The 19,257-nt window shown below is 35.6% G+C and carries 14 protein-coding genes, 1 tRNA gene and 1 other RNA gene; 15 read left to right on the forward strand and 1 reads right to left on the reverse strand.

The window, feature by feature from the left end:
- Positions 1 to 78 precede the first annotated feature (78 nt).
- The 6 genes from gltB (at position 79) to ACJTHF_RS11655 (ending at position 9,702) form a co-directional block, all read left to right on the forward strand.
- Positions 79 to 4,572, forward strand: coding sequence for a glutamate synthase large subunit (gene gltB, locus ACJTHF_RS11630; RefSeq protein ID WP_106417478.1), 4,494 nt, complete (start codon positions 79 to 81; stop codon positions 4,570 to 4,572).
- A gap of 15 nt (positions 4,573 to 4,587) precedes the next feature.
- Positions 4,588 to 6,045, forward strand: coding sequence for a glutamate synthase subunit beta (locus ACJTHF_RS11635; protein WP_058590782.1), 1,458 nt, complete (start codon positions 4,588 to 4,590; stop codon positions 6,043 to 6,045).
- Between the two features lie 60 nt (positions 6,046 to 6,105).
- Positions 6,106 to 6,198 (forward strand) — tRNA-Ser (locus ACJTHF_RS11640).
- A gap of 562 nt (positions 6,199 to 6,760) precedes the next feature.
- Complete coding sequence (locus tag ACJTHF_RS11645) at positions 6,761 to 7,684, forward strand: S66 peptidase family protein (RefSeq protein WP_107603260.1); 924 nt, start codon at positions 6,761 to 6,763, stop codon at positions 7,682 to 7,684.
- A 12-nt stretch (positions 7,685 to 7,696) separates the two neighbouring features.
- Entirely contained in the window at positions 7,697 to 8,797 is a 1,101-nt protein-coding gene (locus tag ACJTHF_RS11650) for a dipeptide epimerase (protein WP_078354886.1), read from the forward strand.
- Positions 8,794 to 9,702, forward strand: coding sequence for a C40 family peptidase (locus ACJTHF_RS11655; protein WP_084756629.1), 909 nt, complete (start codon positions 8,794 to 8,796; stop codon positions 9,700 to 9,702). The genes ACJTHF_RS11650 and ACJTHF_RS11655 overlap by 4 nt, the downstream gene beginning before the upstream one ends.
- Here the strand turns inward: ACJTHF_RS11655 and ACJTHF_RS11660 are convergent.
- A complete protein-coding gene (locus tag ACJTHF_RS11660; RefSeq protein WP_058590786.1) occupies positions 9,691 to 10,437 on the reverse strand; it encodes a serine hydrolase in 747 nt (248 codons plus the stop codon). The genes ACJTHF_RS11655 and ACJTHF_RS11660 overlap by 12 nt on opposite strands.
- A 119-nt stretch (positions 10,438 to 10,556) precedes the next feature.
- Here ACJTHF_RS11660 and treP point away from each other — a divergent pair, with 119 nt between their 5' ends.
- The 9 genes from treP (at position 10,557) to ACJTHF_RS11705 (ending at position 19,074) form a co-directional block, all read left to right on the forward strand.
- The gene (gene treP / locus ACJTHF_RS11665) at positions 10,557 to 11,993 is read left to right on the forward strand and encodes a PTS system trehalose-specific EIIBC component (RefSeq protein WP_106417480.1); all 1,437 of its coding nucleotides are present in this window, start codon (positions 10,557 to 10,559) and stop codon (positions 11,991 to 11,993) included.
- Between the two features lie 27 nt (positions 11,994 to 12,020).
- Entirely contained in the window at positions 12,021 to 13,664 is a 1,644-nt protein-coding gene (treC, locus tag ACJTHF_RS11670) for an alpha,alpha-phosphotrehalase (RefSeq protein ID WP_058590788.1), read from the forward strand.
- A 28-nt stretch (positions 13,665 to 13,692) separates the two neighbouring features.
- Positions 13,693 to 14,421, forward strand: coding sequence for a trehalose operon repressor (gene treR / locus ACJTHF_RS11675; RefSeq protein ID WP_058590789.1), 729 nt, complete (start codon positions 13,693 to 13,695; stop codon positions 14,419 to 14,421).
- Positions 14,422 to 14,475: 54 nt separating this feature from the next.
- Positions 14,476 to 14,744, forward strand: an RNA gene (ffs, locus tag ACJTHF_RS11680) — signal recognition particle sRNA large type.
- Between the two features lie 91 nt (positions 14,745 to 14,835).
- Positions 14,836 to 15,372, forward strand: coding sequence for a GNAT family N-acetyltransferase (locus ACJTHF_RS11685; protein ID WP_075578196.1), 537 nt, complete (start codon positions 14,836 to 14,838; stop codon positions 15,370 to 15,372).
- Positions 15,373 to 15,441: 69 nt separating this feature from the next.
- Entirely contained in the window at positions 15,442 to 17,133 is a 1,692-nt protein-coding gene (dnaX, locus tag ACJTHF_RS11690; protein WP_058590791.1) for a DNA polymerase III subunit gamma/tau, read from the forward strand.
- A gap of 91 nt (positions 17,134 to 17,224) precedes the next feature.
- Positions 17,225 to 17,545: a YbaB/EbfC family nucleoid-associated protein gene (locus ACJTHF_RS11695; protein ID WP_048540322.1), complete on the forward strand. Its 321-nt coding sequence runs from the start codon at positions 17,225 to 17,227 to the stop codon at positions 17,543 to 17,545.
- Between the two features lie 2 nt (positions 17,546 to 17,547).
- Entirely contained in the window at positions 17,548 to 18,144 is a 597-nt protein-coding gene (recR, locus tag ACJTHF_RS11700) for a recombination mediator RecR (RefSeq protein WP_232157077.1), read from the forward strand.
- 81 nt (positions 18,145 to 18,225) lie between these two features.
- Entirely contained in the window at positions 18,226 to 19,074 is an 849-nt protein-coding gene (locus ACJTHF_RS11705; protein ID WP_078354892.1) for a patatin family protein, read from the forward strand.
- Positions 19,075 to 19,257: the final 183 nt, after the last annotated feature.

A 19,257-nucleotide genomic window follows, 5' to 3' on the forward strand; every position in this document is an offset into this window, starting at 1 on the left:
TAAGATAAGTCCTTGTAAAGTATGATATAGACTATCAATTATTGAAGATTCTGAAATTTATTGTTGAGGTGATGTCGAATGTCATTTAAGAAAGATAGAAGACAACTTGGCCTATATGATTCGATGGACGAGCATGATGCTTGCGGGATTGGCTTTTACGCCAATATGGACAACAAAAGGTCACATGAAATTGTACTAAAATCAATTGAAATGCTTTGTAGATTAGATCATAGAGGTGGAGTTGGAGCTGACGGAATTACTGGTGATGGCGCTGGTATTATGACAGAAGTCCCTCACCTCTATTTTAAACAAAAATTAAAATTAAATTTACCTGAAGAAGAACATTACGCAGTAGGTATGTTCTTCACTGATGGAAAAATAGCTGGCAGTGAACATGAAAAGAAGTTTAATGCGTACTTTGAAGAAGAAGGGTTAAAAGTTATTGGATACAGAGATGTTCCATTAGATACGTCAGTATTGGCAGAACATGTCGAAGCGACAATGCCTTGTATTCAACAAGTGTTTGTTGAAAATCATTCAAGTGAACACTTTGATCGTTCGTTATTCATTGCACGTAAACAAATTGAAAGATATGGCGATGAACAAGATTTAGATTTATACTTTGCAAGTTTATCTAGACGCACAATCGTATATAAAGGTTGGTTGCGTTCTGACCAAATTAAAGGTTTATATATTGATTTGTTAGATGAGGATTATGTTTCTAAATTTGGTTCTGTACATTCGAGATTTAGTACGAATACATTTCCAAGTTGGAAAAGAGCACATCCAAATAGATTATTAATGCATAATGGTGAAATTAATACGATTAAAGGTAATGTTAACTGGATGCGTGCAAGACAAGATAGATTAATTGAAACAATCTTTGGTGATGTGAAAGATAAGATTGGAACAGTGCTAGATGAATCAGGAAGTGACTCATCAATCGTTGATAATGCACTCGAGTTCTTAAGTTTAAGTATTCCTCCAGAACAAGCTGCAATGCTATTGATTCCTGAACCGTGGTTATATAACGAAACACAAGATCCTAAAATTAGAGCTTTCTATGAATATTACAGTTATTTAATGGAACCGTGGGACGGTCCGACAATGATTAGTTTCTGTGATGGAGATAAACTTGGCGCATTAACAGACCGTAATGGTTTAAGACCTGGTCGTTACACAATTACAGATTCAAATGAAATTATATTTTCTTCAGAAGTAGGCGTTATTGACGTTGAAGAAGAACATGTTGTTTATAAAGGGCAACTCAACCCAGGTAAACTTTTATTAGTGGATTTTAAAGAGAATAAAGTTATCGAAAATGATGAATTAAAACAACGTATCGCAAGTGAATATCCTTATGATGAGTGGGTAAGTCATAAACCGTTAAATGTAAATGATACAGTGGCGACACCATCACATGTTGAAGAAGAAAAATTATTCCAATTACAACGTCGTTTCGGATATACAAAAGAAGAAATTAATAAATATATGTCAGAACTCGTGAGTGAAAAGAAAGATCCAATTGGTGCAATGGGCTTTGATACGCCAGTTGCCGTGTTAAGTACGAGACCAGAATCGTTGTTTAATTACTTTAAACAACATTTTGCTCAAGTAACGAATCCACCAATTGACTCATATAGAGAGAAAATCGTTACAAGTGAATTGGTTTACTTAGGTAAAGAAGGTAACTTGTTACAACCGCATCAAGATAACACGAGAAGAATTCAGTTAAATCATCCAGTATTATCGAAAGCGCAACTTGAGCAAATTCAAGATAGTGAATTTAATGTTGCGGTGATTCCGACGACTTACACAGGTTCACTTAAAGAAGCGTTAGATGACTTAGGACAAACTGTATCGAAAACCGTTAAAAATGGTGCTGAGATTATTGTCTTAGAAGATGAGTCTGTTGAAGATTTAGAAGCGGCGTTTGCAATGCCGATATTATTAGCGGTTAGTCACATTCATCAACACTTGATTAGAACGGGTCAACGTTTAGATACAAGTATTGTGGCTTATTCTGGTGAGTGTCGTGAAGTACATCATTTAGCTACATTAATAGGTTATGGTGCCAATGCTGTTGTGCCATACTTAGCACATTATACGATTGAAGATTTAACTGCTGCGGGACGTCTTGAAGGTACAGTTGAACAGAATATTGATACGTTTAGTCAAACGTTATCAGCTGGTGTGATTAAAGTAATGGCTAAAATGGGTATTTCAACTGTTCAAAGTTATCAAGGTGCACAAATCTTTGAAGCAATTGGATTAGGTAAAGATGTTATCGATCAATACTTTACAGGTACACCGTCTAAACTTTCTGGTATATCAATTGATACGATTGATAAAGAGAATAAAGCTAGACAGTCTGAACAGATTAAATATTTAAATTCAGGTAGTACTTTCCAATGGCGTCAACAAGGTGAATATCATGCATTCAATCCTAAAACAATTCATTTATTACAACATGCATGTAGAGATAATAATTTTGAAATGTTTAAAGAGTATTCTGAAGCTGCAGATAGTGAACGTATGAGTCACTTAAGAAACTTACTTGATTTTAAATCAAATCGCGCAATTGATTTAAAAGACGTAGAATCTGCTGACCAAATTGTGAAACGCTTTAAGACAGGTGCGATGAGCTTCGGTTCTATTTCTCAAGAAGCGCATCAAACTTTAGCAGAAGCGATGAATAGAATTGGTGGACGTAGTAATAGTGGTGAAGGTGGAGAAAATCCAGAACGCTTTATTATTAAGCCGGATGGCACAAATTATATGAGTGCTATTAAACAAGTCGCATCAGGTCGCTTTGGTGTAACGAGCGATTACTTACAACACGCTAAAGAAATTCAAATTAAAGTCGCACAAGGTGCTAAACCTGGTGAAGGTGGACAATTACCTGGTACAAAAGTTTATCCTTGGGTAGCTGAAGTACGTGGTTCAACACCGGGTGTCGGATTAATTTCACCACCACCTCACCATGATATATATTCTATTGAGGACTTAGCACAATTGATTCATGACTTAAAGAATGCAAATAGAAAAGCAGACATCAGTGTTAAGCTCGTTTCTAAATCTGGTGTAGGTACAATTGCAGCAGGTGTTGCTAAAGCTTTTGCCGACAAGATTGTCATCAGTGGATATGACGGCGGTACAGGTGCATCACCTAAGACGAGTATTCAACATGCTGGGTTACCGTGGGAGATTGGTTTATCTGAAACACATCAAACGCTTATGTTAAACGGTCTTCGTTCACGTGTAACGTTAGAAACAGATGGTAAATTAATGACTGGTCGTGACGTTGCACTCGCTTGTGCGTTAGGTGCAGAAGAGTTTGCATTTGCGACAGCACCTTTAGTCGTGCTTGGCTGTATTATGATGAGAGTATGCCATAAAGATACATGCCCAGTTGGTATTGCGACTCAAAATGGCGACTTACGAAAATTATATACAGGTAAAGCAGATCACATCGTAAACTTCATGTATTTTATTGCCGAGGAAATAAGAGAAATTCTAGCTTCATTAGGCTTAAAAACAATGGACGAACTTGTAGGTAGAACGGACTTGTTATCAGTATCAAACAGATATTACTCTCACCCTAAAGCGAGAGAACTTGATTTAGAGGCACTTTTATTTGTAAATGAAGGTGAAAGATACCGCTCTATGAATCAAAATCATCATCTTGATGTTGGATTCGACTTAACGAAATTATATGAAGATGCAAAAGCATCAATTGATCATGGTGAAAAATTTGTTGGTAGTTATAACGTTCGAAATACTGAAAGAGATGTTGGTGTTATTACAGGTAGTTATATTACAGAAGTGCATGGTGAACCTGGTTTACCAGAAGATACAATAAGTGTTAAGACGTTTAAACATGCTGGACAAAGTTATGGTGCATTCACGCCTAATGGTATGACGTTACATCATACTGGTGACGCTAACGATTACTTTGGTAAAGGTTTATCTGGAGGTAAATTGATCTTAAATGCACCTAACGAAGATAGAGAAGACAATATCATCGTCGGTAACGTTTGTTTCTACGGTGCGACAAGTGGAACATCTTATATTAACGGTAGAGCTGGGGAACGTTTCTGTGTAAGAAATAGTGGCGTTAACGTCGTTGTTGAAGGTGTCGGCGACCACGGTTTAGAATACATGACTGGTGGACGTGTCGTCATTTTAGGTGATGTAGGGCGTAACTTCGGTCAAGGTATGAGTGGTGGTGTATGTTACGCATTGCCAACAGATGTTGAAGCATTCAAAAAAGATAATGAACTTGACACTTTAGAGTTTGAAACATTAAAAGATCCAGATGAAATTGAGAATTTAAGACACATGTTAGAAGAACATGTTCGATATACAAATAGTAAAAAAGCAAAAGCAGTGCTAACGTCATTTGACACAATTGTCGACAAAGTGGTTAAAGTGATTCCGAAAGACTACAAACTCATGATGCAGAAGATTTCACTACACAAATTAGAAAACGAAGAAGATGCACTGTTAAATGCATTCTTTGATGATCGAAAATCTATTGGTGATGAAGAAGAACTGGCTTCGGTATATTAAGAAGGAGGGCATATTATGGGTGAATTTAAAGGTTTTATGAAGTATCCTAAGCAACAACTTGATGAGTTGCCGTTAAAAGATAGAATTAAAGGATATGACGCATTCCAACAACGTTTTACTAAAGAAGACGCAGCTACACAAGGTGCGCGTTGTATGGATTGCGGAACACCATTTTGTCAAACAGGCTCATCATTCGGTAGAGATACAATAGGTTGTCCAATAGGTAACTATATACCAGAATGGAATGACTTAGTGTATCGCAAAGATTATGAAGAAGCATATGCAAGATTATCAGAAACGAATAACTTTCCTGAATTTACAGGTCGTGTATGTCCTGCACCATGTGAATCTTCATGTGTCTTAGCGATTAATAATGATTCAGTCGCTATCAAAGGTATAGAACGTACAATTATAGATGAAGCGTATGATATGGGACTTGTGAAACCTAAGTTTCCAGAACATCGCTTAGAAGAAAAAGTAGCCATTATCGGTAGTGGTCCAGCAGGCTTAACAGCTGCAGAAGAATTAAATTTACTTGGCTATAATGTGACTGTATATGAGCGTAACCATCGTCCAGGTGGTTTGCTTATGTACGGCATACCAAGTATGAAATTAGATAAAGAAGTTATCGAACGTCGAGTGAAATTAATGGAAGAAGCGGGTATCGTCTTTAAAACAGATGTTAATGTGGGGAAAGACATCACGAAAGAGGAACTAGATGAACAGTATGATGCAATTATTGTTTGTACAGGCTCACAAAAAGGGCGTGACCTACCATTAGAAGGACGTATGAGCTTCGGTATACATTTTGCGATGGAATATTTAACAGAGCAAACGCAATTACAAATGGGAGAAATTGACGAACCAACTATAACAGCAAAAGGTAAAAATGTGATTGTAATCGGTGCGGGTGATACAGGTGCTGACTGCGTAGCAACAGCATTAAGAGATGACTGTAAATCAGTCGTTCAATTTAATAAATATGTAAGACTAACAGATAAAATGGAACAAAATACATCATGGCCATTACCAATGCCAATTTTCAAGTTAGACTATGCGCATAAAGAATATCGTGAAAAGTTCGGATTTGAACCAAGAGCATATGGTATTCAAACAATGCGTTATGATGTTGATGAAAATGGTAATATTCGCGGTTTATATACGCAAGTGTTAGAAGAAACTGAAGACGGAATGGTCATTGTAGAAGGTACAGAACGTCATTGGCCAGCAGATTTAGTCCTATTATCAATTGGTTTTGAAGGTACAGAACATTTAGTGCCACATTCATTCAATTTAAAGACAGAACGAAACAAAATCATAGCAAATGAAAAAGACTTCAGAACAAATCAAGATAAAGTATTTGTAGCTGGAGATGCAAGAAAAGGTCAAAGTTTAGTTGTTTGGGCAATAAAAGAAGGGCGTGCAGTTGCAAAAGCTGTAGATGAATCCTTAAAGAAAAAAATTACAATTTAATTTTTGTGATTTTTGTTGACATCAGTAATGGCATGTTATAAGATAAATAATGTCTTATTTGGAGGAATACCCAAGTCCGGCTGAAGGGATCGGTCTTGAAAACCGACAGGGGCTTAACGGCTCGCGGGGGTTCGAATCCCTCTTCCTCCGCCATTATTTTTAAATATCCAAGACTATATATATAAAGAGCACTGTCCACTTTTGTGGGCAGTGTTTTTTTGTTGTGAAAAAATATAATGGTTGGATGTATATTTGGGAGCGGAGTGGAGATTAAGTTGCAGGGTGGAATATTGCGGTGAAAATATAGTAGGTGGAAATATAGGGGGCGTTGTTAGGGACATAATTCGGAAAAGTGTCTCTAAGGGGTGACGTTAGGGACAGAATTCCGAGAAGTGTCCGTAAGAAGTGTTGTTAGGGACAGAATTCTGAGAAGTGTCCGTAAGAGGTGCTGTTAGGGACAGAATTCTGAGAAATGTCCGTAAATGAGCGCCTATCTAATTACCAGAATTCGAAATAATGGAAGTTACAGCATTCTAATTACCAGAATTCCGAATAATGACAGTTACTCGGACCGGACTCCAAACTAACTCCAACCTCACTCGAACCTAATTCCAACCTCATATCGTCATGCGATTATGACAATTTCTTTTGTTTTCACAAAAGGATAACAACTTTGTTATAATATAAGAATATTCTGATAAAAGGTCGTGTCTTAATGAAAGCAAAGGGATTAAATAGAGGAGATGTGGTGGGTGTTGTAGCATTAGCGAGTCCGCCGAACCAAACGCATTTAAAGAACGGGTTGAAACTTTTAGAAGAGAGATATGGTATTCGGTTTAAACTAGCGAAAAATATAGACCGCGTTCATGGTCATTTAGCGGGAACGGATGATGAACGATTAGATAGTTTGCATGACATGTTAGAAAATGATGAAGTGAAAGGCATAATATGTGCTTGCGGTGGTTATGGTACACCTAGAATTGTAGAACGTATTGATTATAATCTTGTAAAAGCACATCCTAAAATTATATGGGGATATAGTGATATTACATGCTTACACAATGCTATTAGACAACAAACGGGATTGGTAACATTTCAAGGTCCTATGATCGCATCAGATATAGGAGATACTTATAATGAGATTTCTATTGGAAGCTTTGAGCAGTTATTTAATGGTGAAGCTGTGTCTTATCCTACAGATCAATTAACGTTTAAATCGTTGGTTGGTGGCCGCGTTGAAGGAGAAATTGTTGGTGGTTGTTTATCTTTACTTGTTTCAAGTTTAGGAACACCATATGAAATCGATACTAAGGGCAAAATTTTATTTATAGAAGATATTGGTGAAGTGCCTTATAAGGTAGACGGATTTTTACAACAACTCAAATCTGCTGGCAAGTTAAATGATGCTTCTGGATTTATTTTCGGGCCATTCACAGATAGCGAGCCTAAAAATCCAAAGAAATCTTTAACGATGAAAGAAGTGTTAGATGATTTTATAACGCCATTAAATAAAACGGCAGTATATGATTTGAATATTGGACATTGCACGCCGCATTTTGCGATACCGTTTGGAACAGAAGCTACATTAGATGTGGACAATAAAGTATTAAATATAGCGTCAGGTGTAATTATAGAATAAAGGGGAAGTTATATGTTTATAACAGATATAAAATACTATAGATATGAAACGCCTTTGAAGAAACCTTTCAAAACAGCACTGAGAACAGTAGAAGTGATTGAAAGTATATATGTATTTATTGAAACGAATTATGAAGATGTTATAGGTGTTGGTGAAGCTGTACCTACATATGTTATTACGGGTGATACAAAAGGTGGTATAGAAGCTGCGATTGAAGAAGTCTTTAAGCCACTATTAATTAACCGACCATTAACGAAAGACTTACTAGATGAAATTCATCAAGTCATCGTAGGTAATACAAGTGCTAAATCTGCTATAGATATCGCGCTTTATGACTTATTAGCTCAAGAAGCAGAATTGCCTTTATATCAATATATCAAGCATAACCCGGGAAATAAATCGTTAGAAACTTGTTATACCGTGAGTTTAAATGATGCTGACGAAATGGTAGAAGATGGTTTGCGATATGTAGAAGATGGCTTTAACCATTTGAAGATAAAAGTGGGTAAAGACGATGTCTCTACAGATTTAAATAGATTACAAGCATTACGTTCTTCTTTACCAAGTGAGGTTATTTTAAGTGCGGATGCAAACCAAGCATGGGATGAAAAAGGTGCACGTCATGCATTGAAACATTTTGATGAAGCAGATTTGAATATTGAGAGTATTGAACAACCTGTTGGAAGATATGAGTATAAGGTACTAGGTGAGTTATCTCAAGAATTTCAAATACCTTTAATGGTAGATGAAGGATTATTTAGTATACATGATGCACAGAGACTTGTAGAAGTTGGTGCAACAAATATATGGAATATTAAACTGATGAAGACTGGTGGTATTCATCAAGCTTTAAAAATACATGATATTGCTAAAGGTGAAGCGATACCTTGCATGGTTGGATGTATGATGGAAACACATGTATCTGTAACGGCAGCTTTGCATTTTAGTTTAGCAGCAGAACAAGTGAACCGTGTTGATTTTGATGCGCCTTTAATGGTAGTTGAGCGACAAGTTGAAGGTGGTATTACTTATGAAGGTGCTAAAGTAACCGTTTCAGAAGGTACAGGGTTAGGAATAGATCGTGAATCTTTATATAAGAAGGTGAGCTCATGATTAAATATTGCAGAGTAAATGTCGGGACAATATGGAGAAGCTTTGATAAAGCTAGAGAAATTGATAGAGACGGTATCATGTATCCAGCAGATATTCAACGTTGGTTACTTGAACTTAATTTAGAACAGAAATTATCTTTTACGGAAGATAGTAGAATAGATACGCAAATTCTCTATGGCGAAAAAGTAGAAGTCGTAGAAGAACAAGATGGTTGGAGTTACGTTATCTGTTTAGAACAACCGTCTAAACAGAATCCAAAAGGATATCCAGGATTTATTCCGACGAGTCAATTAGGTGAGATGAAGGCGTACGATACACATCCACGCCTTCGTGTTAATGTACCTAAGACGACATTGTTTAATTTAGATTTTACAACGAAACAAATTCTGTCATTTAATACGATTTTACCTATTATTAAGAAAGATGAGCCTTTTATTGAAGTTGACACACCTGAAGGCAAAGGGCTTATTAGTGCGAATGATGTAGAATTCAGTGATGAATCTGGCGCATTCGAAATTGGTACAATGGCAGGTGTCATTGAAAATGCGAAGCGCTTTTTAGACTTACCTTATTTATGGGGAGGGATGTCTAGTTATGGCTATGATTGTTCGGGATTATGTTTCCAAATGTACAAAAGTCAAAACTTCCACATCCCCCGAGATGCTGATGAACAATATGAAGCAATGACGGATGTTTCGATAGCATCACATGACTTTTTGCCAGGTGATTTACTGTTCTTCAGTAAACCGGAAGATAAAGGCTTTCTATCACATGTTGGCATATATATGGGAGAAGACATGATGATTCATGCGCCGCATACACCGAAAAGTATCGAAATCATTAAGTTATCAGGTAGTTATTATCAAAAGATATTAGCTAAAGCTGCACGATTATCAAATATCTAATATAGATTGGATAATATATGACCCAAATTGGTGAGAGAAATCAATCGCCTTTTTGGGTTTATTTGTGTTGGATAAGAAACAATAATAATATAACGCGCCTTCATGTTGGATAATACCTACATCATTGACAACGTTGTCGTACTCACCTGTCTTAGTGTAAAAATTAAGCGTATCTTCGTAAAAAGATCGATAGATTGAAACTTTATCGTTTAAATGTTGGTCATTCATGATGTTCATCATGTCTTGATGATGTTTATGTTCTGCAATAAAGCGTAGTATATGAATCATATCTTGAGAAGATGTTGTATTCTGTTTCCCTTCACTTATAGCTTCTGCATCCATCATATAACGATTTAACTGTGTTTGTTCACATTGCAAAGTTTCTTGAATAAATAAGTTGATATGTTGAAGTCCGAAATGATCAATTAATGTATTGGTTGCCGTATTGTCTGAAACAACAATCATTAAGTAGATTAAATCTTGAACGCTCAGTTGATCGATATTCATATTTTTTAGAACGCCACTGCCGCCAACTTTATGGTTGATTTGAACGAGTGCTTTTCTATCTTCTTGAGTTGTACTTTCATAAATATAAATCATAATAGGCAATTTAATTAAACTTGCTGATTCAAATATTTTTTCGTGGTGATGGTTTGTGAAAATGATAGAATCTCCTTTTGCAAAATCGAGTGCAACGTTGTCATGATCGATATATTCATGTGTTAAAAAAGACATATGAAAAACCTCCTTTACACAATCATACTACATTATTTATATAATATTAATTGTAAGCCTTTACATACTTGTATATACAAGTTATAATTCAACTAAATAAAGTTAGGGGAGTGAGTTTAATGGCTGTGAATAGAGAAGATGTAAAGCAGATTATTGATGCTATTGGTGGGCAAGACAATGTAAATGCCGCAACGCACTGTGTGACACGGTTAAGACTTGTATTAAATGATGAAAGTAAAGTAAATAAAGATGCATTAGATCAAATAGATTTAGTGAAGGGGTCCTTCTCAGCAAACAACCAATTTCAAATCGTAATTGGACCGGGAACTGTTGATGAGGCTTATAAAATTTTCCAACAAGAAACAGGTGTTGAAGAAAGTTCGAAAGATGATGTGAAGAAAGCTTCTGAACAGAAGATGAATCCGTTTCAACGTTTAATTAAATTGTTGGGTGATGTATTCATTCCAATCTTACCTGCAATCGTAACAGCAGGTTTACTATTAGGTTTAAACAATGTATTAACAGCAGAAAATTTATTTGGCGCTAAGTCACTTGTTCAACAATATGCATGGCTTGCAGACTTTGCAAACATCATTAACGTTATCGCAAGTACAGCATTTATCTTCTTGCCGGCTTTAATTGGTTGGTCAGCTATGCGTGTATTTGGTGGTAGCCCAATTCTAGGTTTAGTATTAGGTTTAATCTTGTTACATCCGCAACTTGCTTCTCAATATGATTTAGGTGGCGGTAAATCGAGTGAAATTCCTGTATGGCACATATTTGGTTTAGAAATTAAGCAATTAAACTATCAAGGTCAAGTATTACCGATATTATTCGCAACTTGGGTATTGTCTATTATTGAGAAATTCTTAGCTAAACGTGTACATGATTCTATCAAAATGCTTGTAGTAGGTCCTGTCGCGTTATTAATTACTGGATTTTTAGCATTTATCGTTATTGGTCCATTGGCGTTAGAGTTAGGTACGTTAATTACGAATGGTATTAAAGCAATCTTTGAAAGTGCTGGCTGGTTAGGTGGCGCAGTGTATGGATTATTCTATGCACCACTTGTTATTACAGGATTACATCATATGTTCTTAGCGGTAGATTTCCAACTCATAGGAAGTCCTTTAGGCGGCACGTACTTATGGCCAATTGTGGCGATATCTAATATTTGTCAAGGTTCAGCAGCATTCGGCGCTTGGGTAGTATATAAACAACGTAAAATGGTTAAAGAACAAGGTTTAGCTGCTACATCTGGTATTTCAGCATTCTTAGGTGTAACTGAACCAGCAATGTTTGGTGTCAACTTACCATTGAAATATCCATTCTTTGCAGCAATTATTTCTTCTAGTTTGCTAGGTGCTTTTATAGGAGCTGCAGGTGTTATCGGTAAAGTAGGTGTAGGTGGCGTTCCTGCAATTATCTCTATTGAAAGAGAATATTGGGGTGTGTTCGGTATTGTGACATTGATTGCGATCGTGTTACCAGCTATACTAACGATTGTGCTTTCAAACTTTGCTAATGAAAAAGCTAAAGAAATGGTTCAAGAATAATATATATAAATAAAGGAGTATACCTATATGGCAGTTTCAGATTGGAAGAAGTCCGTTGTTTATCAAATTTATCCAAAGTCATTCAATGATACGACTGGAAATGGGCAAGGTGATATACCAGGTATTATAGAAAAATTACCTTATTTACAAACGTTAGGTGTAGATTACATTTGGTTAACACCCATTTATCAATCACCAATGAACGATAATGGATACGATATTAGTGATTATTATCAAATTAATCCTGATTTTGGTACAAAGGAAGACGTCAAAACATTACTAGATGAAGCGCACAGTTTAGGTATTAAAGTAATGCTCGATATTGTGATCAATCACACTTCGACATCACATCACTGGTTTGTAGAATCTCGCAAGTCTAAAGATAATCATTATCGTGATTATTATATTTGGAAAGAAGGCACTAAAGAAGAGCCACCAACGAACTGGGAGTCTAAGTTCGGTGGTAATGCTTGGACTTATGATGAACAAACAGAAAGTTATTATTTAAGATTGTTTGATGTTTCTCAAGCTGATTTAAATTGGGAGAATGACAATTTAAAGGCTGAAATATATGAAATGATTAATTATTGGATTGATTTTGGCGTAGATGGTTTCAGATTTGATGTCATTAACTTAATTTCCAAAGGTGCTTTCGAAAATTCAACAGCAATCGGTAAAGAATTTTATACAGATGGACCAAAAGTCCATGAGTATTTACAAGAACTGAATAAACAAACATTTGGCAATAAAGACATTATGACGGTTGGAGAAATGTCATCAACAACAATTGATAATTGTATTAAATATACAAATCCAGAACGTCATGAGTTAAGTAGTGTATTTAATTTTCATCATTTAAAAGTAGATTACAAAGATGGTGAAAAGTGGTCAGATATGAAATTTGATTTTCTTGAACTGAAACGTATCTTAATGGATTGGCAAGTGAACATCGCAAAAGGTAACGGATGGAATGCTATTTTCTGGTGTAACCATGATCAACCTAGAGTCGTAACGAGATTCGGTAAAGATGATACAGAAGCGGAAAGAGTTAAATCTGCTAAGATGCTTGGGATATCATTACACATGCTTCAAGGTACGCCGTATATTTATCAAGGTGAAGAAATTGGCATGACAGATCCAGGTTTCACGGATATTGATCAATATAAAGATGTAGAATCACTTAATGCATACAAATTATTAAAAGAACGCGGTATGGATGAACAAATGATTATGAAAGTAATAGGTCAGAAATCTAGAGATAACTCTAGAACGCCTATTCAATGGAATGCACATGCTGAGGCAGGCTTTACAACTGGAGAACCATGGATTGGTATCCCAGAAAATTATAAGCATATTAATGTTGAAGCGGCATTGGAAGATAAAGATTCTATTTTCTATACGTATCAAAAGTTAATACAATTACGTCATGAACACGATGTTATAACGTATGGAGAAGTTGAACCACTTCATATGGAACATCCAGAGCTGTTCGTTTACAAGAGACATTTAAATAATGAAACTTGGTTAGTTGTTGCAAACTACTCTGATCAAATCGTTGATATCCCAGAAGATATCGATTTAGAGGGTGAAATCATGATTGCAAATAATGATTTAAATGGTAACGCTTTGCAACCATTTGATGCTTTTGTCGTAAAAGTAAGTGGTGACTAATTGATGTTGAAGGTATAGAGGTGAACGCATGAACAAGTATATGAAAATCTACCAATCTATTTGTGAAAAAATTTTAAATGGTGAATATGCTCATTTACAGCAACTACCTTCAGAAAATGAATTAACAAAGATATATTCAACTTCTAGAGAGACTGTAAGGAAAGCTTTAAATTTATTGCAAGAAAAAGGTTATATTCAAAAGTTAAGAGGCAAAGGGTCTGTCGTTATTTATGAAGATGTTATTCAATTTCCAATATCGGAAATGGTGAGTTTCCAAGAAATTAATAAACGATTAGGACTTGATTATGAAACTAAAGTTGAATTACTTGAGGTTATAGATGCTAAAGACGTTCCTGTCGTTCAACATGCGCTTGAGTTAAGAGACCAAGATAAGTTGTGGCATGTTGTCAGAACGAGAACAAAAGATGACGCCGTGCGTATTATGGATGAGGATTACTTTATATGTCAGATTATTCCTAAGCTGACTGAAGAAGTTGCAGCTGAATCTATCTATAAATTTATTGAACAAGAAATGAATGTAGAAATCAGTTACTCGAATAAGTCTATTACATTTGAAAAGATGACAGAGAATGAAATATTATATTTCGGAAAATTAAATCCGCCTTATACAGCAACAGTTAGAGGTACTGTATATCTTAATAACGCAGAAAAATTTCAATATAATATTTCAAGACATATCGCGACGGAATTCAAGTTTGTAGATTTTTCTCGCAGGGTGATTCATAAAACACTTTGATTGAAGTAGTTTTTTCTTGCCAAATCGTAACATTTTGTTGTAGTATATATATTGCCGTGCTAAGTGGGGAGGTAGCGGTTCCCTGTACTTGAAATCCGCTTATGCAAGACTGAATTCCTTTGCCGCGGACATATTATTGTGAGGTCTGCCCTCAGCACGTGGTGTCTGAAGACGTCGGTCCTATGCAATACAAACCCATGAATCATGTCAGGTCCGGAAGGAAGCAGCATTAAGTGGATCATTGTATGTGCCGTAGGGTAGCCGAAGTTTAGCTAACGACTGAGGTAACGCTTGTGATGTTTGTTCAAAGCAAAGGTGCACGGTTTTAAATTTTATAAACTTATCAAATTATATATAAATTCAAAAGGGTGACCGCGGTCACCCTTTTTCTTATATCAGGAGGATATTTTATACATGACCCAATTACTAATTGGAACGATCATAGAATCGGAATATGAATTAGCTAAAGAAGTCGTTAAAGAAGCATTCAAAAATGAACGTTATTCTGATGGAACAGAACACGAATTAATCGGTAAAATACGAAAATCAATGAATTATAATGCAGAACTTGAAGTTGTAGCGAAGACAGAATCAGGCAAAATTCTGGGGCATGCAATGATGTCAGAAGTCACCGTTAGTTCTGATGAAGAAACACATACAGTATTAGCGCTTGCGCCTGTTTCTGTTTTGCCAGAGTATCAAAATAAAGGAATAGGGAAAGCATTAATAGAAGCTTTAGAATATAGAGCTTATGAAAATGGCTATGTCGGTGTAGTCGTACTAGGTCATGCAGCTTATTATCATAAATTAGGTTATCATGCAGCGTCAGAGTTTAATATATACCCACCATTTGAAGTGCCAGATGAAAATTTCATGTTTAAATATTTATGGGATCACCCTACAAAAGAAATTAAAGGCACAGTTCATTATCCAGAAGCTTTTGATAATTAATAATAGGGTGTACCTATTGATTCATGATATAATATAGCCAATATCTTATTAAATTTTGGAGGTGCCACTTTGAACTACCAGGCTTTGTATCGAATGTATAGACCGCAATCATTTGCAGATGTTGTCGGTCAAAAACATGTCACAAAAACATTAAGAAACGCCATCCAAAAAGAAAAGCAATCACATGCTTACTTGTTTAATGGCCCACGTGGAACTGGTAAGACAAGTATTGCTAAAATCTTCGCTAAAGCAATTAACTGTACAGAGAATACGAATGGGGAACCTTGTAATGAATGTGCGATTTGTAAAGGCATTACACAAGGAACAAATTCAGATGTCATTGAAATTGATGCTGCTAGTAATAACGGTGTAGATGAAATTCGTAATATTAGAGATAAAGTAAAATATGCACCAAGTGAATCTAAATTTAAAGTCTATATTATAGATGAAGTGCACATGCTTACAACAGGTGCTTTCAATGCACTTTTAAAGACACTTGAAGAACCGCCAAGTCATGCTATTTTTATACTCGCAACTACTGAACCTCACAAGATACCACCTACTATTATATCTAGATGTCAGAGATTTGATTTTAAAGCCATCCATTCTGGTGAAATAGAAAGCAGACTCGCGTTTGTCGCAGATGAGCAGAATATTACATACGAAGAAGAAGCTTTGGCATTTATCGCTCAGGTTTCAGAAGGTGGTATGCGAGATGCATTAAGTATCATGGACCAAGCAATAGCTTTTGGAGATGGGCACTTATCACTCGAACATGCTTTAAATGTAACGGGTAGTGTAGATAAAGCGGCTTTAAATGCTTTGTTTAATGACATGGTTGCTAAAGATATTAAACAAGCTTTTACTAGGTATCATGAATTTATTTCTGCGGGTAAAGAAGTTAATAGACTTGTAAATGATATGATTTATTTCATAAGAGATTCAATTGTCGCTAAGACAACTGAAAAAGTTGAAGACGACCACGCACTGAATCAAGTAGACTTAAATACAATGTACAAAATGATTGATTGTATTAACGACACATTAGTTTCAATGAGATTTGCAATTAACCAAAATGTTCATATAGAAATACTAATCGTTAAGTTAACGGAATTAATTGATCAGAACAATAACGGACAAACGGTTTCTGTTAGTTCAAATCAAAACGCTGGCTCTAGTGAAGTGATGGATAAAATCCAACAACTTGAAGCGACGATTCAGCAACTAGCTCAAAACGGTGTAAGTCAAAAGGCTAAACCAGTTGAAAATAAACAAAATATCCCTCGTAAACAATCTAAGCATGTCTTCTCTATTCGACAAATCGAACGTGTGCTTGACCATGCTAATCGTGATGATTTGAATTTACTTAAAGAAAAATGGCAAGCAGTGATAGAATCGGTTAAAGAGAAAGAGCAAAGAGCGCTAGTCAGTCTTCTCTTAAACTCGGAACCTGTTGCAGCAAGTGAAGACCATGTGCTCGTGAAATTTGATGAAGATATTCATTGTGAAATCGTGAATAAGAATGATGAAAAAAGAAATCATATCGAAGCGATTGTATGCGAGATAGTTAACAAGAATGTAAAAGTTGTTGGCGTACCAAATTCGCAATGGTTACAAGTCCGTCAACAGTATATTCAATCTAAAAAAGCGAATACGGCTCAAGGTGAAGCTGAGCAAGAAGAAAAGCCAGAAGAAGCGGATGTTGTAAAGAAGGCTCAAGAGTTGTTTGGTGAAGATACCGTACATGTTACGGATGAGTAATACATGACATCACCTCTAAAGGCATGTATAATAAATATGACAAAAATTAATAATCTTAAATGTATAAATTAGAAATTAGGAGGACGAAATTATGCGCGGTGGCGGAAATATGCAACAAATGATGAAACAAATGCAAAAAATGCAAAAGAAAATGGCTGAGGAACAAGAAAAGCTAAAAGAAGAAAAAATCGAAGGAACAGCTGGTGGCGGTATGGTTACAGTCGTTGTTTCTGGTCATAAAGAAGTGTTAGACGTTATCATTAAAGAAGATGTAGTAGACCCTGAAGATATTGAAATGTTACAAGATTTAGTATTAGCAGCAACAAATGACGCTTTATCTAAAGCAGATGATGTAACAGCAGATCGTTTAGGTAAACATACAAAAGGTCTAAACATTCCTGGAATGATGTAATGATGTTCTACCCAGAACCAATATCTAAACTCATTGATAGCTTTATGAAATTGCCGGGAATAGGTCCGAAGACTGCACAACGTTTAGCTTTCCACGTATTAGATATGAAGGAAGACGACGTTGTACTTTTTGCCAAATCTCTCGTAGATGTTAAGAGAGAACTGACTTATTGTGAAACTTGCGGACACATTACGGATGTTTCCCCTTGTCATATATGTCAAGATAAACAAAGAGACCGTTCAGTTGTGTGTGTTGTTCAAGATTCTAAAGATGTCATAGCTATGGAAAAAATGCGTGAATATAAAGGGTTATACCATGTATTGCATGGTGCGATATCTCCAATGGAAGGTATTGGACCTGAAGATATTAATATTCCTTCGTTATTAGAACGATTGAAGAATGATGAAACCGAAGAAATTATATTGGCGACTAATCCTAATATAGAAGGTGAATCAACAGCGATGTATATATCTAGACTTGTTAAACCGATTGGTATCAAGACAACTAGACTAGCACATGGTCTACCAGTAGGTGGAGATTTAGAATACGCTGATGAAGTAACACTTTCGAAAGCTATAACTGGAAGAACAGAAATTTAATAACGATATTTGAGGCTGGGACAATGAATAATGTCTCAGCCTCGCTTTCATTCAACTAATAGTATAGAAAGAAGTGTAACTATGATAAAAGACACAGCATTAATATTAGAAGGTGGCGGAATGAGAAGTATGTACACAGCTGGTGTGCTAGATTTCTTCATTAAGAAAGATTTATATTTTAAATATAATATTGGCGTTTCAGCAGGCGCATCTATGGCTGCAAGCTATATATCTCGACAATTTAGACGCAATCATCGTGTCACAACAAAATACATTAAAGATAAGCGTTATATTTCGTTATCAAATTATGTAAAAAATAAAGAGATATTTGGTATGGACTTTGTGTATCATCATATACCGACTTACTTGGAACCTTTTGACTTTGAAAAGTTTGATCAAGCAGAGGAAGAGTTTGTTGTTGTAACGACAGATTGTGACACAGGAGAAGCGGTTTATTTCAATAAGAAAGAAACAGAAGGCTCTATATTGACTGCCTTAGAGGCAACAAGTTCTTTACCAATGATGGCCAACCCAGTTCAATATAAAGGTCATACATTATTAGATGGTGGTATCGTCAATCCTATTCCGATTGATAAAGCAATTGAAGAAGGCTATAAGAAAAATGTTTTGATTTTGACAAGACCGAAAGGCTATCGTAAAAAACAAAGTAAATTTTCAAAAGTATTCAGATTGAAAGCATATCCTAAAATCAATCATTTAATGGCGATAAGATATAAACATTATAATCAGACTTTAGAATGGATAGAAGCGGAAGAAGAGAAAGGTAATTTGTTTGTTATCAGACCTTCTGATTCATTATCTGTAGATAGAATCGAGAAAAATCCTAGAAAATTAGATGCTTTATACAAACAAGGATATAAAGATGCTGAAAAAATATACGAAAAACTAAAAGAATATGTTGAGAATTAAGTATATTTGAGAGTATTGAGTGTTTTGGTGTAATTTTTATGCTTGAGTAAAGGGTATTTAGCGTGTATAGTTATATCTTGTGAGCGAGAGATAAATAAAACATCAAAACACTTTGGAAATTAATTTTAAAAAGTTGTTGACTTCGAATTAAGAAGTGTGTATAATAGTTTCTTGTGAGACAAA

Source organism: Mammaliicoccus sp. RAM2 (assembly GCF_045897195.1).
Lineage (GTDB): Bacteria > Bacillota > Bacilli > Staphylococcales > Staphylococcaceae > Mammaliicoccus > Mammaliicoccus sciuri.